This window comes from Candidatus Methylomirabilota bacterium, assembly GCA_036002485.1.
Classification (GTDB): Bacteria; Methylomirabilota; Methylomirabilia; order Rokubacteriales; family CSP1-6; genus AR37.
In genome coordinates, this window is record DASYTI010000119.1 from 1 (window position 1) to 15218 (window position 15218).

Genomic DNA, 15218 nt, shown 5'->3' on the forward strand with positions numbered 1-15218 from the left:
GCGTCGAAGCCATTGGGATAGCCGGCCTCGGCCAGGAGCTGGCGTGAGCGCTTCGGATCGTGGGCATAGCGAGGCGGATCCCAGTAGTATTCGAGGCTGTGCGGGACGAAGCTCGACGAGAGCTTGCCCAGCCCCAGATAGCCCGCCTTGTTGATCGCGTCCCGGTCGATGGCGAGATTGGCGGCCAGGCGCACCCGGCGATCGTGCCACGGCGACTTGGGATCGCTCTGGTCGGCGAAGACGAGCCATAGGGACACGGGAATCTTGGCCGCCTTGAGGGTGAGCTCGGGATTGCGTCGGACCTCTTCGGCCAGCGGCCCCGTGAGCCCGTAGGCGACGTCGACCTCGCCGCGCTTGAGGGCGGCCAGGCGCGTGCTGTCGTCGGGGATGACCTTGAAGACGAGCGTCTTGATGGCGGGGGCCTTGCGCCAGTACCCATCGAAGGCCTCCAGCGTGAGCTCTACTCCAGGCTTGAAGGAGACGAAGCGGTAGGGTCCGGCCCCGATGGGCGCCCGCTTGTATCCTTCGTCCCCCACGCGCTCCACGTATTTCTTGGGGACGACCCAGGCGGCGCCGGTGGCGGGCGTTCCGAAGAAGGTCATGAAATCCGGCCAGGGCTGCTTGAGACGGAAGCGCACGCGACCCGGGCCCACGATCTCCACGGCGGCCACCTTGGCCTTGAGCACGGTGGCGCTGGCCCCACGGTAGCGCTCGAAGGAGAACTTGACGTCCTCGGCCGTCACGGGCTCGCCGTCGTGGAACTTGATGCCCTTGCGCAGCACGAATTCGTAGCTGAGTCCATCCGGGCTCTGCGACCACGACTGGGCGAGGGCCGCGCCCATGCGCTGGCCCGGCAGCGGCCGCACGAGGGCATCGTGGACCGCGTAGTGGACCATGAGCGGCAAGGCCGTGCCCGTGGCATCCGCGGGATCGAAAAAGGCGGGGGTGAGCGATACATGAACGCCCCAGGTCATGGTGCCCTCGGCGGCCGAGGACGAAGCCGGGGCACCCCATGTGGCGAGAACCAGCGCCATCGACGCGGCCACGCATCGGGGCAAGACCGACATCATTCTCATCGCTCGAGGGCCCAGGGAATCCTCGCCGCCATGTGTTCTCCTTCGTGGGATGTCCTGGATGACGCGGGCTGGCTCAGGCCGCGTCGGGATCGATGCCGTGCTCCTTCAGCTTCTTGCGGAGCGTGTTGCGGTTGATGCCGAGGAGCTGGGCGGCGCGCACCTGATTGCCCTTGGTCTCACGCATGACGGCGCGAAGGAGGGGCTTCTCGACCAGCCCCACCATGAGGCTGTGCAGGTTGGCCGAGGTGTGGCCGCGGAGCCCGCGCACGCACTCGATCATCTTCTTCTCGATGATCTCTTCCAGCGAGGCGTCTGCCTCCACCCCCGCGGCCGCCGAGACGGGCCCGATGGGGAGATGCTCGGGCACGATCACCCCGCCCGAGGCCATGACCATGGCGCGCTGGATCACGTTCTCGAGCTCGCGGACATTGCCGGGCCACTCGTAACCCGCCAGGCGATCCATGGCCTCGGGCGCGATGACCCGCTCGCCCAGCGCCTCGGCGTACTTCGAGAGGAAGTGCTCGACGAGCAGGGGAATATCGCCGCGCCGCTCGCGCAGCGAGGGCAGGGACAGGCTCACCACGTTCAACCGGTAAAAGAGATCCTCCCGGAAGCGGCCCGTCTTCATCATCGCTTCGAGATCGCGGTGAGTGGCCGCGAGCACCCGCACGTCCATGCGGATGAGCTCGTGGCCGCCTACCCGCTCGAAGGCCCGCTCCTGGAGCGCCCGCAAGAGCTTGACCTGCAGCTCGGGCGGCATGTCGCCGATCTCGTCGAAGAAGACGCTGCCGCCGTGGGCCAGCTCGAGCTTGCCGAGCCGGCGCTCCTTGGCGTCGGTGAAGGCGCCTTTCTCGTGGCCGAAGAGCTCGGACTCGAGGAGCGTGGCGGGAATGGCCGCGGCCGAGATGCCCACGAAGGGACGGCCGGCGCGGCGGCTGTAGTGGTGCAGGGCCCGCGCCACCACCTCCTTGCCCGTCCCCGACTCGCCCCGGAGCAGCACGCTGACGTCGCTCGCCGCCACGCGCCCGATGGTCTTGTAGACCTCCTGCATGGTCGGGTGCCGACCGACGAGCGCCCCGAACTCCCAGACCTCCTTGAGCCCTGTCTTGAGCGAGATCACCTCCTGGGAGAGCCGTCGCGCCGTCAGCGCGCGCTCGGCCAGCAAGAGCGCCTCGTCGAGGTCGAAGGGCTTGGCCAGATAGTCGTAGGCGCCCTGCTGCATCGCCTGGATGGCCGTCTCCACGGTGCCGTGGGCGGTCATGATCACGACCTGGGCATCGGGGCGCTTCCCGCGGATGCGCCCCAGCAGGGTCAGGCCGTCGATGCCCGGCATACGGATGTCCAGGAGGATCAGGTCGAAAGGCTGAGCCTCGGCTTCCCGGAGGGCGCTGGTACCGTCCTTGACGGCCGTAACCTGGTAGCCGGCGCCGCGGAATCCCTTCTCGAGGACCCAGCGGAGCCCGTCTTCGTCGTCGGCGATGAGGATGCGTCCGTCTGCCATGCTGATTCCCTTAGGTTCGCTCACCTCGGACGGCGGGGCGCTTTACGATAGCTCGCCTCGCACGCGGGGGCCCCAGCCCCCGGCCGTGCTATGGCTCGCAATTCGCCCGCGACGTCCTCCGGCTCGGATTTCCATCTTTCGCTCGCCTCGGACGGCGGGGCCCCAGCCCCGCGACGTCCTCCGGCTCGCCCTGGATTATCTCGCGATGGGCAGGAAGCAGGACATGGCCGTCCCCTTCCCCGGCTCGCTCGTGACCTGCATGGCTCCCCGGTGCTCGTCGACGATGCGGTGGCAAAGGGCCAGACCCAGTCCCAGGCCTCGCTCCTTGGTCGTGAAGAAGGGCGTGAAGAGCTTGGCCCGCGTCGCCTCGGAAATGCCCGCCCCCTCGTCGGCGATCTGGATCTCGGCCATGCTGCGCTGGCCCTGGCCGAGATCCACCTTGGCGAAGAGCGGGTTCATGCTCAGCCGCGTGACGAGCGTCAATCGGCCGCCCCCGGGCATGGCCTCGATGGCATTGCGCACGAGGTTGTGGAAGACCTGCATGATCCGGTCCTCGTCGGCCAGGATGGGCGGCAGGCTCGGGTCATAGCGCCGCACGAAGGTGATGCGGCGAGAGGCAGCTTCTCCTTCCAGGAGCAGGGCCACGCGCTCGATGAGCTGATGGACGTTCAGGGGCACGGGGCGTAACGTGACGGGGCGCCCGACGTCCAGCAGCATCTCGATGATGCTGTTGACCCGGGTCACCTCTTTCAGCAGGACGGCGGTGTACTCGCCCCACCGGGCCTCGTCTCCGAGCTCGCGCTGCATGAGCTGCACGGCACCCCGAATGGCCGAGAGGGGATTGCGGATCTCGTGGGCGAGGCCCATGGCCATCTGCCCTGCCGCGGCCAGGGTCTCCCCGCGGCGCACCTCGGCCTCGAGCTGGCGCAGGCGCGAGATGTCACGCACCACGGCCACGGCTGAGGTCACCGCTCCGCTGCGACCAGCGAGCGGCGCCGTGACCACGCTCACGTGCACGGGGCGGCCATCGAGACCCTCGACCACGGCGGAGGACTCGGAGCGGCTCTCGCCGGTGGACAGCGTATCGGTCAAATGGCGGACAAGGGACGTCTCGGGCGAGAAGACCTCCTTGAGGGTGCGACCGAGCACGCGCCGAGCGGAGCGGCCCAGCAAGTCCTCGGCGGCCGGATTCCACAGAATGACGCGCAGCTCCGTGTCCACGCCCACGAGGGCGTCCGGCAGGCCGCTCACCAACCCTTCGTAGTCGAGCGGATGGGCCATCATCACGCGAGGGCCAGGTCGGGAACGGCGTTCATGGTCAGCGGCGCGCGCTCACCCGCCTCGAGCCGGTCGTGGCCGGCGGCCGCGATCATGGCGGCATTGTCGGTGCAGAGCGGCCGGGAAGGGACGAAGAGCTCCCAGCCCCGCTCGCCGCACTCGTCCTCGAGCGCCTCGCGCAGCGCGGTATTGGCGGCCACGCCGCCCGTGAGGACGATCCGACGGACCCCGAGCCCCTGCCCCGCGCGCACCGTCTTGCGTACGAGCATCTTGACGACGGTGGCCTGAAAGGAGGCGGCAATGTCGGCGATCTGCGAGGGGGACAAGGGCCCGGCACGCCGCACGTGCAGCGACACCGCCGTCTTGATCCCGCTGAAGGAGAAGTCCGGCGCCCCGTCGGTCATCTGGGCGGTGGGGAGACGGAGGGCCGTCGCGTTTCCCTCGCGCGCGACGCGCTCGATGGCGGGACCGCCCGGATAGCCCAGGCCCAGGAGCTTGGCGACCTTGTCGAAAGCTTCCCCCGCGGCATCATCGCGCGTGCGGCCGATGCGCGCATAGCGCCGCGGCTCCCGGGCGAGATAGAGGGCGGTGTGGCCGCCCGAGACGACGAGAGCGAGGAAGGGGTAGTCGGGCACCTGCGCCTCGAGGAAGGCGGCGTAGATATGTCCTTCGAGGTGGTTGACCCCACATAGGGGGGCGCCGTGCACCCAGGCCAGCGCCTTGGCGGTCTGCACCCCGACGAGCAGCGAGCCCACGAGCCCGGGCCCCTGGGTCACGGCGATGCCGTCGAGGTCGCGCAGGGTCATGCCGGCGGCGGCGAGGGCCCGGCGAATCACGGGCACGATGACTTCGAGGTGTCGCCGGGAGGCGAGCTCCGGCACCACGCCGCCATAGGGCGCGTGGATGTCGTCCTGGGAGGCGACAACGCTCCCGAGCACTTTGCGCCCGCCGTCGAGCACGGCAGCCGCTGTCTCGTCGCAGGACGTCTCGATTCCCAGCACGATCATGATTTAGCTCTCGCCTCGCCGATCATTCACTCAGCCCTCACCTCGCGGCTTCGCCGCTCAGCTCGAACGGCCACGCCTGCGGATCCTACTCAGCTCTCGTCTCGCGCCGTCGGCGCTCAACTCGAACGGCGGGCATCGTCTCAGCTCGAAAGTCAACTACTTGTCGAAAGTCAACTAACCAGCCCTCGCCTCACCGCTCTCGTCGCCTGCGGCTCCTCGGCAGCGTTTCGGCTCGAACTACTTGGCTAGCTGCGAGACGGGCACGAGGCGGATGCCTCGCGCCTCCCAGCGCGGGACATACTCGCGCAGGAGACGCGCGGTGAGCGGATGCCCATGCGCGATCACGATGACCTCGCCGCGGCGCTCCGCCCACCAGGCCACCTCGTCCCAGCGCACCCGGTCACCGGCCTCTCCCGCCGTGTGGTCGACCATGATCTGTCGCCGCCCCGCGCGGATGCCACCGGCCTTGGCCTCGTCGTAGGCAACGGACAGGTTGCTCGTCAGCCCGTCCACCATGAAGAGCCGTCGGCCCGCCAGCACCTCCACCACCGTGCGCATGCGCGCGCGGTCCTCGGTCATCCGCGAGCCCATGTGGTTGGTGACGCCAACGGCGCCCGGCACGCTGGCCAGATGCGCCCCGACCTGACGCTGGAGCTCCTGCGGGCTCATGGCCATCAAGAGCGAGCCGGGCCCTGGATCGACCTCGGGATAGCGGTAGGGCTCCATGGGCAGGTCCAGGAGGACTTCCATCCCCGCCTGCGCCGCTTCCCGCGCCGTCCACTCCGAGAGCGGGAGGCCCGGCAGCACAGCCACGGTCAGGGGTCGCCGGAGATCACGGAGCGGATCGAAGACATCGCGGCGCGCGCCCAGGTCGTCCACGATGACGGCGACGCGCGGCGATCCGATCGCCGCGGGCGGGGCCGGCTGCGGAGCCGCGGCGCTCGAGGCCACCCGCCTCGGCTGAGGCCCCCGCGCCACCGACGGGACCGGCGGCGAGCTCCACGGAAGGCCGAAGAGGCTCGCTTCCCCTCGCCGCGCCTGCCACTGGTCGAGGCCGACCACGGCCACGAGCAGAACGACGATGAGCCCGGCGAGAGCCGTCCAGACTCGCGCCGGCATACGCCTCGCTAGCCAGCTCGGAGGGGGGCTCCGCCCCCCTTCCGAAGCCTCCCCCCGAACAGAGTGCGCCGGCGAAGCCGGCGCTCGAAGCGGAACATTCCTGTTCGCGAGGGCATGGGAACCTGGACAGACCGCTAGCGGACCGAGACCTGCGGCGTCGTGCCCGCCGGGCGCGTGGTCTTGTCCATGATCTTCATGGCCTTGAGCAGATCGACCGCGCGCTGCAGCTGGGGATCCCGCTTGAGCTGGTCCTGGAGCCGCGCCTGCTCGTCGACGATGGGCGGCGGCGCCTGCTCGCCCGCCGCGGGCTTGGGCATCTCCACGATGATGTCCGGCGTGATGCCCTTGCCGTGGATGGACCGGCCCTTGGGGGTGAAGTACTTGGCCGTGGTCAGCCTCAACCCCGAGCCATCGGAGAGCGGAATGATGGTCTGCACCGAGCCCTTGCCGAAGCTCTGCGTGCCCAGGACGACCGCGCGGCCCCAGTCCTGGAGGGCGCCGGCCACGATCTCAGAGGCCGAGGCACTGCCCTGGTTGACGAGAACGATGATGGGGAAGTCGCTCCAGATGCGCTTGCCCGCGGCCTGGAAGCGCATGTTCTGGTTGCGGACGCGGCCTTCCGTGTAGACGACGAGCTTGCCCGACTCCAGGAACTTCTCGGTCACCTCGACCGAGGAAGTCAGGAGTCCCCCCGGGTTGTTGCGGAGATCGAGGACGAGACCCTGGATCTTCTTGCCCTTGTTGTACTTCTCCAGAGCCCCCTCGACATCCTGGCCCGTCTTCTCCTGGAACTGGCGGAGGCGGATGTACTCGATGCCGGGCTCGAGCTCGCCGGTCTTGACGGACTGCACCTGGATCAGCTCGCGGGTGATCGAGTAGTCCTTGGGCTCGGTCAGGCCCTCGCGGACGATGCTGATGACGATCTTGCTCCCGGGCTTGCCGCGCATCCGCTTGACGGCATCGGAGAGCTGCATGTCCTTGGTCGACATGCCCTCGATCTTGACGATGCGGTCCCCGGGCAGGATGCCCGCGCGGAAGGCCGGCGTGCCCTCGATGGGCGCCACCACGGTCAGGATGTCATCCTTGAGGGTGATCTCGATGCCCAGGCCCCCGAACTGCCCCGTCGTCTCCACTCCCATCTCGCGGTACATGTCGGGATCCAGGAACGAGGAATGCGCATCGAGGCCACGCAGGGTGCCCTTGATCGCGCTGTAGACGAGGTCTTTGGGCGGCACTTCGTCGACGTACTGGCTCTGGATGATCGAGAGCACCTCGGTGAAGAGGCGGAGATTCTCGTAGGTGGCGGCCTGATCATTGCTCTTGCTGGCCACCCCGCCCCCCAGAGACAGGGTGAGCAGGAGCAAGAGGGCCGAGATCATCAACGCCTTCTTCACGTGACGCAAGGTGCTCATCGTGGTCTCCTTAGTCCCGCCGGTTCGAATCGCGCGACGGTCAGCCGCGCGGCTTCAGCCATTGAGCGGGGTCCTGGGGTCGCCCCTGGTAGCGCACCTCGAAATAGAGGCGCGGCCCCTGCAGCGAGCCCGTGTCCCCGACCGTCCCGATCACCTGCCCCTGCTTGATATCCTCGCCCTCGGCCACCTTCATGTCGGCCATGTGCGCGTACAGCGTGTAGTACTCGTTGCCGTGGTCGACGATCACGAGGTTGCCATAGCCTCGGAACCATCCCGTGTAGAGCACGTGGCCCGGGTACACGGCATGCACATTCGAGCCCTCGACGGCGTCGATGTCGATCCCGTTGCGGAACGTCTTCGTTCCGAATCGCGGATTGACCCGCGCGCCGTACTCCTCGACCACCCGGCCCTCGGCCGGCCAGGCCAGGCGTCCGCGCATCGCCCCCAACCCTACTCCCGGCGTGCTCTCGCCGGGTACGGCCTTTGGCGGTTTTACCGAGGGTGGCGGAATCCTGGCCACCCGACGCTTCTCCTGCAGGTCCTTGATGAAGGCCTCGAGGCGACGCGTCGCCTCGCTGAGCTCCCCCACCATGCGATCGTGATAGGCCCGTTCGTCCTTGACCCGGGCCAGGATGAGCCGCCGCTTGCCCGCCTCGCGGTCGGCCTCGGCGCGCTCCTCTTCCGCCTGGCCCCTGACCACGGAGAGCTCCCGGCGGCTCTGCTCCAGGCGGGCCTTCCGGTCGGCCAAACCTTCGGACGTAACACGATACTCTCGAATCATCCGCGCGTCCACCGTGGCGAGCGTGGTCAAGTGGCGCAGGCGGACGGACTGGGCGACGGGATCGGCGCCCGAGAGCAGGAGGGGCAGCGCGCCGCCCTGCGCCTGGATGCGATGCATGGCCCGGAGACGCTGGCCGAGGCCATCCTCCTGCCCCGCCCGCTGGACCTCGAGCCGCGCGATGTCGCGCTGAAGGTCGCCGATCTCGGCCTGGGCCCGCTTGACGCGCGCATCCAGGGCGGCCACCTGACGGCGCTTGTCCGTGAGACGCTTGTCGATGGCTTCGAGCTCGGTGAGGAGCGAGGCCTCGCGCTTGCGTGCGTCGGCGGCCTTGACGCGCTCCTCTTTGAGCCGCTTCTGGGTCTGCTGCAGCGTGCGCTCCTTCTCACCGAGGTCAGCGCCGTCCTTCTTCGGCTGCGCCCCTGCCGCGGAGGCCGCGGCCAGCAGCAACGCCGCGCCGATGAGACTCGCGCGCGCGAGACGCGTCATGCGGTCGCCCGGCCCCGGGCCAGGAGCCCGCCCAGGGCGCCCAGCCCTGCCCCCCCGGCGATGAGGAGCAGGATTTGCGGCAGCGAGAGGAACACGGCGCGCGCGAGACCCAGGGTCAGGTTCAGGAGCGGCTCGAGCCGCGGCGCGCCGATGGCATAGGCGATCTCGAGCAGAGCCAGGGCCACCACCGCGCCGAGGAGCCCCTGGACCATGCCCTGGAGCAGCTGGGGCAAGCGAATGACGGCCTCGCTCGCGCCCACCAGCCTCATGATCTCCGTTTCCGCGCGTCGCACGTGCAGGACGAGCGTGGTCGCGGTGGTCACGGTCAGGATGGCGGCCAGGGCCAGCACGGCCCCGACCCCGAGCCCCATGATCTCGAAGAGCCGCTGCCATCGGGCGAGACCCTCCACCCATTCGGCCCCGCCCTGGACGTCTTCGACCTCGGGCAAGGCGCTGAGGCGCGCCGTCAGCTCCCGTGTCGCCTCCGGCGTGGTCGCGTCCTCGTCCGGGGTGACCTCCATGGAGGCGGGGAGCGGATTGCGCGGCAGCTGCTCGAGCACGCCCGCTTGAGCCCCGAGGGACTGCCGCAGCGACTGGAGGGCCTGGCTCTTGGAGACATAACGCACGCGCTGGACGCCGGGCAGGCCTTCCACGCGACGGACGAGATCGCCCAGAGCGGAACCTGCCGGCTCTTCGCGGAGAAATATGACGACGCGGACGCGGTCGCGCCACTGGCTCACCGCCCGGCCGAGATTGAGCGAGAGGAGCCAGAAGCCGCCGAGGGCCGTCAGGGAGAGGGTGATGAGCAGGATGGCGCTGACGCCCACGCGGCCCGCCCGCCGCAAGTCCACGAAGGCCTCGCTGACGATGAAGCTGAGCACGGGCTAGCCCTCGTCTTTCAGGAGGACACCGGCGCCCAATTTGAGCGTGCGGCGCTTGAGCTGGGCGGCGAGGCGGGTCTGATGCGTGGCCAGGAGCACAGTGGTGCCGCGGCTGCCTATGTCCTTGATCAGGTCGAGGATCTCGGCCGCCATGGCCTCGTCGAGATTTCCCGTGGGCTCGTCCGCGAGAAGGAGAGCGGGCGACTTGACGATGGCCCGGGCCAGGGCCGCCCGCTGAGCCTCGCCCTGCGAGAGCTGCGCCGGATAAGCCTGCGCTCGTGAAGACAACCCCACGGCCTTGAGGGCCTGAAAGGCCTTCGGGGTGATCTCGCGTCGGGGCGTCCCGAGCACGCGGAGCACGAAGGCGATGTTCTCGAACACCGTCCGGCCGGAGAGGAGCTTGGCGTCCTGGAATACGATGCCGAGCGAGCGCCGGAGAAGGGGAACCTCCGAGCGGCGCAGGGTCCTGACGTCGAACCCGGCCACCTCGATCTCGCCCTCGGTGGCCCGCTCATCGGCATAGAGGAGGCGGAGGAGGGTGGTCTTGCCGGCCCCGCTCGCCCCGCTCAAGACGACGAACTCGCCCTTGTCGACGCTGAACGAGATGTCGTTCAGGGCGGGCAGCCTCATCGGCCCGCTTTCGAAGACTTTACAGACGTGGTGGAGCCGAATCATAGGCTCCGTCCATTCTATCTAACCCTTCAGACTTTCGGTAGTTTCTCGTCCAGCAGCGAGTTCACGACGGCAGGGCTGGCCTTGCCCGCCGTGGCCTTCATCACCTGCCCGACCAGGAAGCCGCGCGCCGCCTTCTTGCCGTTCTTCCAGTCCTCGACGACTTTGGGATGCTGGGCCAGAACCTGGTCGATCACGGCCGAGAGCTCGCCCGCGTCGGCCACCTGGGTCAGCCCCTCGCGGCTGACGATGGTGCGCGCGTCTTCCCCGGAGCGGTACATCTTCTCGAAGACGTCCTTGGCGATCCTGCCGCTGATGGTGCCGTCCTCGATGAGGGTGATGAGGCCGGCCAGATTCGCCGGAGGGATCGGACATCCCGCGAGGGCCCGCTCGTCGTCACCCGACAGCTCGCGGAGGAGCTCGTTGAGCACCCAGTTCGCGGCGGCCTTGGGCTTGCCGCACGCGCGCACGGTGGACTCGAAGTAGTCCGCGAGGGCCCGGCTACCCGTGAGGAGATCGGCGTCGTAGGCTCCGAGCCCATACACCTCCATGAAGCGCACACGCCGCGCCTCGGGCAGCTCGGGCAGCGTCGCGCGAACGCCCTCGATCCATGCCGGCTCGACGTCGAGGGGCGGCAGATCCGGCTCCGGGAAGTAGCGATAGTCGTGGGCGAACTCCTTCGAGCGCATGGAGACCGTCCGCGCCTTGTCCGGATCCCAGAGCCGCGTCTCCTGCACGATCCGCTCGCCCGTCTCGAGCGCGTGCGCCTGCCGCGTAATCTCGTACTCGAGGGCGTGCTGGACGTTCCGGAAGGAGTTCATGTTCTTGATCTCGACCTTGGTGCCATACTCCGTCGCGCCGCGCCGGCGCAAGGAGATATTCGCGTCGCAGCGGAACGAGCCCTCCTCCATGTTGCCGTCGCAGACCTCGAGGTAGACCACGATGGCGTGGAGGGCCTTGAGATAGGCCGCCGCCTCCTCGGAGCTGCGCATGTCGGGCATGGACACGATCTCCATGAGGGGCACGCCGGCGCGATTGAAGTCGACCTGGCTCGACAGCGCCCTCTCGAGACTGCCCTCGTGGACGAGCTTGCCCACGTCCTCCTCGAGGTGGAGGCGCTGGATGCCGATGGCGCGCGGGAGGCCGCCCACCTCGACCTCGAGACGGCCGTGCTCGGCCAGCGGCTCTTCGTACTGGCTGATCTGATAGTTCTTCGGCATGTCGGGGTAGTAGTAGTGCTTGCGGGCGAAGCGATTGTCCGCGTTGACCGTGCAGCCAAGGGCGAGGGCCGTCTTGATGCCATACTCGATGGCCCGCCGGTTGATGACGGGCAGCGTGCCCGGCATGCCCTGGCAAACCGGACAGGTCTGGGTATTGGGCGGAGCCCCGAAGGCCGTGGAGCAGCCGCAGAACATCTTGGTCCGCGTCAGAAGCTGCGCGTGGACCTCGAGGCCGATGACGGTCTCGTAGGCTTGGGTCACGGCGTGAGCTCCGGCTTTCTCTCGTGCCACGCGGTGACGGCTTCATAGGCGCGCGCGGCGCGGAGCACCGTCGCCTCGTCGAAGGCCTTCCCGATGATCTGAAGCCCGATGGGCAATCCCGTCTGGGTGAAGCCCGCCGGGATCGACACGCCCGGCAGCCCGGCCAGGTTGACGGGAATGGTGAAGACATCGTTCAGGTACATCTGCAGCGGGTCTTCCCTCTCGCCCATCTTGAAGGCCACGCCCGGAGTCGTCGGCGCCACGATGATGTCGACACGCTCGAAGGCCCGCTGGAAATCGCGCTGCACGAGCGTCCGAACCTTGAGGGCCTGGCCATAGTAGGCATCGTAATAGCCGGCCGACAGCGCATAGGTGCCGAGCATGACGCGCCGCTTGACCTCGGCCCCGAAGCCCGCGCCGCGCGTCCGACTGTACATGTCGATGAGGTCGCGGGCCCCGGGCACGCGGAGACCGTACTTGACGCCGTCGTAGCGCGCGAGGTTAGAGGAGGCCTCGGCGGGAGCGATGACATAGTAGGCGGCCAGCCCGTACTCCGTGTGAGGCAGCGAGACGCTCTGCGTCTCCGCCCCCCGCCCTCTCAGCGTCTCGATGGCAGCGCGCACGGCGGCCTCCACCTCCGGGTCGAGGCCCTCGATGAAATACTCCGCGGGAATCCCGATGCGGAGTCCCCTCACGCCCCCCTCGAGCTCCGCCGCATAGTCGGGCACGGCGACGTCCACCGACGTCGAGTCCATCGGATCGTGCCCCGCGATGGCCTGGAGCACGAGGGCGGCGTCCCGGACGTCCTTGCCGAAGGGCCCGACCTGGTCGAGCGAGGACGCGAAGGCGATGAGGCCATAGCGTGACACGCGTCCGTAGGTCGGCTTGAGGCCGACATTGCCGCAGAAGGCAGCGGGCTGCCGGATGGAGCCCCCGGTGTCGGTGCCGAGGGTGGCCGCGGCGAGATCCGCGGCCACGGCCGCGGCCGCGCCGCCCGAGGAGCCGCCGGGCACTCGCGCCAGGTCCCAGGGATTCCGCGTGGTGAAGAAGGCGGAGTTCTCGGTGGAGGAACCCATGGCGAACTCGTCCATGTTGAGCTTGCCCAGGATGACGGCGCCCGCGGCGAGAAGCTTGGCGACCACGGTGGCGTCATACGGAGGCACGAATGTCTCGAGGATCTTGGAGCTGCAGGTCGTGCGGATTCCGCGCGTGCACAGGACGTCCTTGAGCCCGAACGGGATGCCGTCGAGGAGACCGAGGGGCGCCCCCGACTGGAAGCGCGCGTCGGCGGCGGCGGCCTGGGCGAGGGCCCGATCGGCCGTCACCGTCATGTAGGCCTTGACCTTGGGATCGAGGGCCGAGATGCGGTCGAGATACGCGCGCGCGGCCTGCGTGGGCGTGGCTTCTTTTCGACGGAATCGCGCGCCCAGTTCGTGAACGGAGAGCCCGGTCAGCATGGTCTACTCTTCGATGATCTTGGGCACACGGAAGAGCTCGCCCGCGCGATCGGGAGCATTGGCGAGCATGTCTTCTCGAGGGAAGGAGGGCTTGAGCTCGTCCTCGCGCATCACGTTGGTCGTGGGCACCGCGCGCGAGGTGGGCGGCACGCCCTCGGTGTCGAGGGCACGGAGCTTGTCGATGTAGGTCAGGATGCCGTCGAGCTCGCGGCGCATCTTTTCCTTCTCCGTGTCGGTCAAGGCAAGACGCGCGAGGCGCGCTACTTGTTCGACCTCCGCGAGGGTAATCTTTGGGGCACCCATCTCCTTTATCAGCGGGGGCCTAGAAATGGCCCCCGCACTCCCCCATTGTCGCCGGCAGCACCCGCCGGCGACAGCTTCGCACGTGCGATCGCAGAGCTTCTCCGCGTGCGCGGAGGTCACCCCTAGAAATGGCCCCCGCACTCCCCCATCGTCGCCGGCAACAATCGCCGGCGACAGCTTCGCTTGTGCAACCGTACGTTCTTGACGTGTGACTGCCTTGCAAGACTAGAGCTCCTCGAGGTGCGCGTATTGGAGCGACAGGCGCTTGCGCCCCACGCTGGCGAAATGGACGGTGGCGATGACATCGGCGCCCTCACGTTGGATGCCGACGAGGAGGCCCTCGCCCCAGCGCGCGTGGCGCAGCTTGGCCCCCACGCGGAAGGGCAGGTCATCGTCTTCGGGCTCGGCGGGGACGCGTGAGCCAGAGGGGAGGCGCGGCACCACGGGCTCGGAGCGCCCCGCATTGAGCAGCACGATCTGGTCTTCGGGAATCTCGAGAAGGAAGCGCGAGGGTTCCCCCACTCCATAGCCCTGGATGCGACGGTGCATCGCATAGGACAGCCAGAGCCGCTGCTCGGCCCGCGTGATGCCGACATAGCAGAGCCGCCGCTCTTCCTCCAGCTCCTCGGAGTCGTCCATGGAGCGTGAGTGAGGAAAGACACCCTCTTCCATGCCGGTCAGGAAGACCAGGGGAAACTCGAGCCCCTTGGCCGAGTGCAATGTCATCAGGGTCACGCCCGCCGCATCCTCGTCGAGGGCGTCCACGTCGGCCACGAGGGCCACGGAGTCCAGAAAGGCTTCGAGGGTCACGGCCGAGCTCGTGTCCGCGTCCGGAGCCAGCGCCTGCGCGGCCAGCCGAGTGGCCATGAACTCCTCCGAGGCCGCCACCAGCTCCTCGATGTTCTCGAGCCGGGCCTCCGCCTCGGCGGTCCGCTCCGCCTTGAGCATGTCGCGATAGCCGGAGAGGGCCGCCACCTCGTCGATCAGGGCCGGCACGGCCAGGCTTCCGCGGAGGGCGCCAAGCTTGGCCATGAGCTTTCCGAAATCCTCGAGGGCACGGCGCGCCTTGGCCGTCAGGTCGGGCGCAGGCGCCGCGCTGGCCCCGAGGAGCGAGAGGCCGCGCGCGCGGGCGCCCTCGGCCAGACGGTCGAGCGTGGCCTTGCCGATGCCGCGGCTCGGCGCGGCCACCGCGCGTCGAAAGGCGATGTCGTCCATGGGATTGACCACGAGGCGGAGATACGCGAGAAGGTCCTTGACCTCGCGCCGCTCGTAGAAGCGCACGCCGCCCACGATGACGTAGGGGATGCTGGCGCGGCGCAGCGCATCTTCCAGGACGCGGGACTGCGCATTGGTGCGGTAGAAGACGGCCACGTCGCGATAGTCCGCCCCTGCCGCGTGCTGCGAGCGGATGGTCTGGGCCACCCAGCCCGCTTCCTCGTTCTCGTCCCAGGCGCGGTAGACCTGCGCGCGGTCGCCCTCGGCATTCTCCGTCCACAGGCGCTTGTCGCGCCGCGCGGCATTGTGGGCGATGACGCCGGAGGCGATATCCAGAATGCGCTTGGTCGAGCGATAGTTCTGCTCGAGAGGGACGACCAGGCAGTCGGGAAAGTCCTTCTCGAAATCCAGGATGTTCCGGAGATCGGCGCCGCGCCAGCGGTACACGGACTGGTCGGGGTCTCCCACCACGCAGAGGTTGCGGTGGGCCTCGGTGAGGAGCTGGACGATGCGGTACTGCGCGCGATTGGTGTCCTGGTACTCGTCCAC

The 15218-nt window shown here is 68.7% G+C and carries 13 protein-coding genes; all 13 read right to left on the reverse strand.

Annotated elements, in window-relative coordinates; translation table 11 throughout:
* A partial coding sequence (locus VGT00_12320; GenBank protein ID HEV8532196.1) for an ABC transporter substrate-binding protein occupies positions 1 to 974 on the reverse strand: 974 nt, incomplete at its 3' end.
* Positions 975 to 1149: 175 nt separating this feature from the next.
* Positions 1150 to 2577, reverse strand: coding sequence for a sigma-54 dependent transcriptional regulator (locus tag VGT00_12325; GenBank protein HEV8532197.1), 1428 nt, complete (start codon positions 2575 to 2577; stop codon positions 1150 to 1152).
* Positions 2578 to 2772: 195 nt separating this feature from the next.
* Positions 2773 to 3861 (reverse strand): ATP-binding protein, encoded by a 1089-nt coding sequence (locus VGT00_12330; protein HEV8532198.1) that lies wholly within the window; start codon positions 3859 to 3861, stop codon positions 2773 to 2775.
* Complete coding sequence (gene tsaD, locus VGT00_12335) at positions 3861 to 4862, reverse strand: tRNA (adenosine(37)-N6)-threonylcarbamoyltransferase complex transferase subunit TsaD (protein HEV8532199.1); 1002 nt, start codon at positions 4860 to 4862, stop codon at positions 3861 to 3863. Before tsaD ends, VGT00_12330 begins: the two co-directional genes overlap by 1 nt.
* Before the next feature lie 237 nt (positions 4863 to 5099).
* Positions 5100 to 5981: a divergent polysaccharide deacetylase family protein gene (locus VGT00_12340; protein ID HEV8532200.1), complete on the reverse strand. Its 882-nt coding sequence runs from the start codon at positions 5979 to 5981 to the stop codon at positions 5100 to 5102.
* Positions 5982 to 6115: 134 nt separating this feature from the next.
* On the reverse strand, positions 6116 to 7393 hold the full coding sequence (locus VGT00_12345) for a S41 family peptidase (GenBank protein ID HEV8532201.1): 1278 nt from the start codon (positions 7391 to 7393) through the stop codon (positions 6116 to 6118).
* A 40-nt stretch (positions 7394 to 7433) separates the two neighbouring features.
* Positions 7434 to 8660 (reverse strand): peptidoglycan DD-metalloendopeptidase family protein, encoded by a 1227-nt coding sequence (locus VGT00_12350; protein ID HEV8532202.1) that lies wholly within the window; start codon positions 8658 to 8660, stop codon positions 7434 to 7436.
* Entirely contained in the window at positions 8657 to 9541 is an 885-nt protein-coding gene (locus tag VGT00_12355) for an ABC transporter permease (protein ID HEV8532203.1), read from the reverse strand. The genes VGT00_12350 and VGT00_12355 overlap by 4 nt, the downstream gene beginning before the upstream one ends.
* 3 nt (positions 9542 to 9544) lie before the next feature.
* The gene (locus VGT00_12360) at positions 9545 to 10216 is read right to left on the reverse strand and encodes an ATP-binding cassette domain-containing protein (GenBank protein HEV8532204.1); all 672 of its coding nucleotides are present in this window, start codon (positions 10214 to 10216) and stop codon (positions 9545 to 9547) included.
* A 26-nt stretch (positions 10217 to 10242) separates the two neighbouring features.
* On the reverse strand, positions 10243 to 11694 hold the full coding sequence (gene gatB, locus VGT00_12365; protein ID HEV8532205.1) for an Asp-tRNA(Asn)/Glu-tRNA(Gln) amidotransferase subunit GatB: 1452 nt from the start codon (positions 11692 to 11694) through the stop codon (positions 10243 to 10245).
* Complete coding sequence (gene gatA, locus VGT00_12370; protein HEV8532206.1) at positions 11691 to 13151, reverse strand: Asp-tRNA(Asn)/Glu-tRNA(Gln) amidotransferase subunit GatA; 1461 nt, start codon at positions 13149 to 13151, stop codon at positions 11691 to 11693. Before gatA ends, gatB begins: the two co-directional genes overlap by 4 nt.
* Before the next feature lie 3 nt (positions 13152 to 13154).
* Complete coding sequence (gene gatC / locus VGT00_12375) at positions 13155 to 13454, reverse strand: Asp-tRNA(Asn)/Glu-tRNA(Gln) amidotransferase subunit GatC (GenBank protein HEV8532207.1); 300 nt, start codon at positions 13452 to 13454, stop codon at positions 13155 to 13157.
* A gap of 225 nt (positions 13455 to 13679) precedes the next feature.
* The coding region (locus tag VGT00_12380) for a 3'-5' exonuclease (GenBank protein ID HEV8532208.1) at positions 13680 to 15218 on the reverse strand (1539 nt) is incomplete at its 5' end.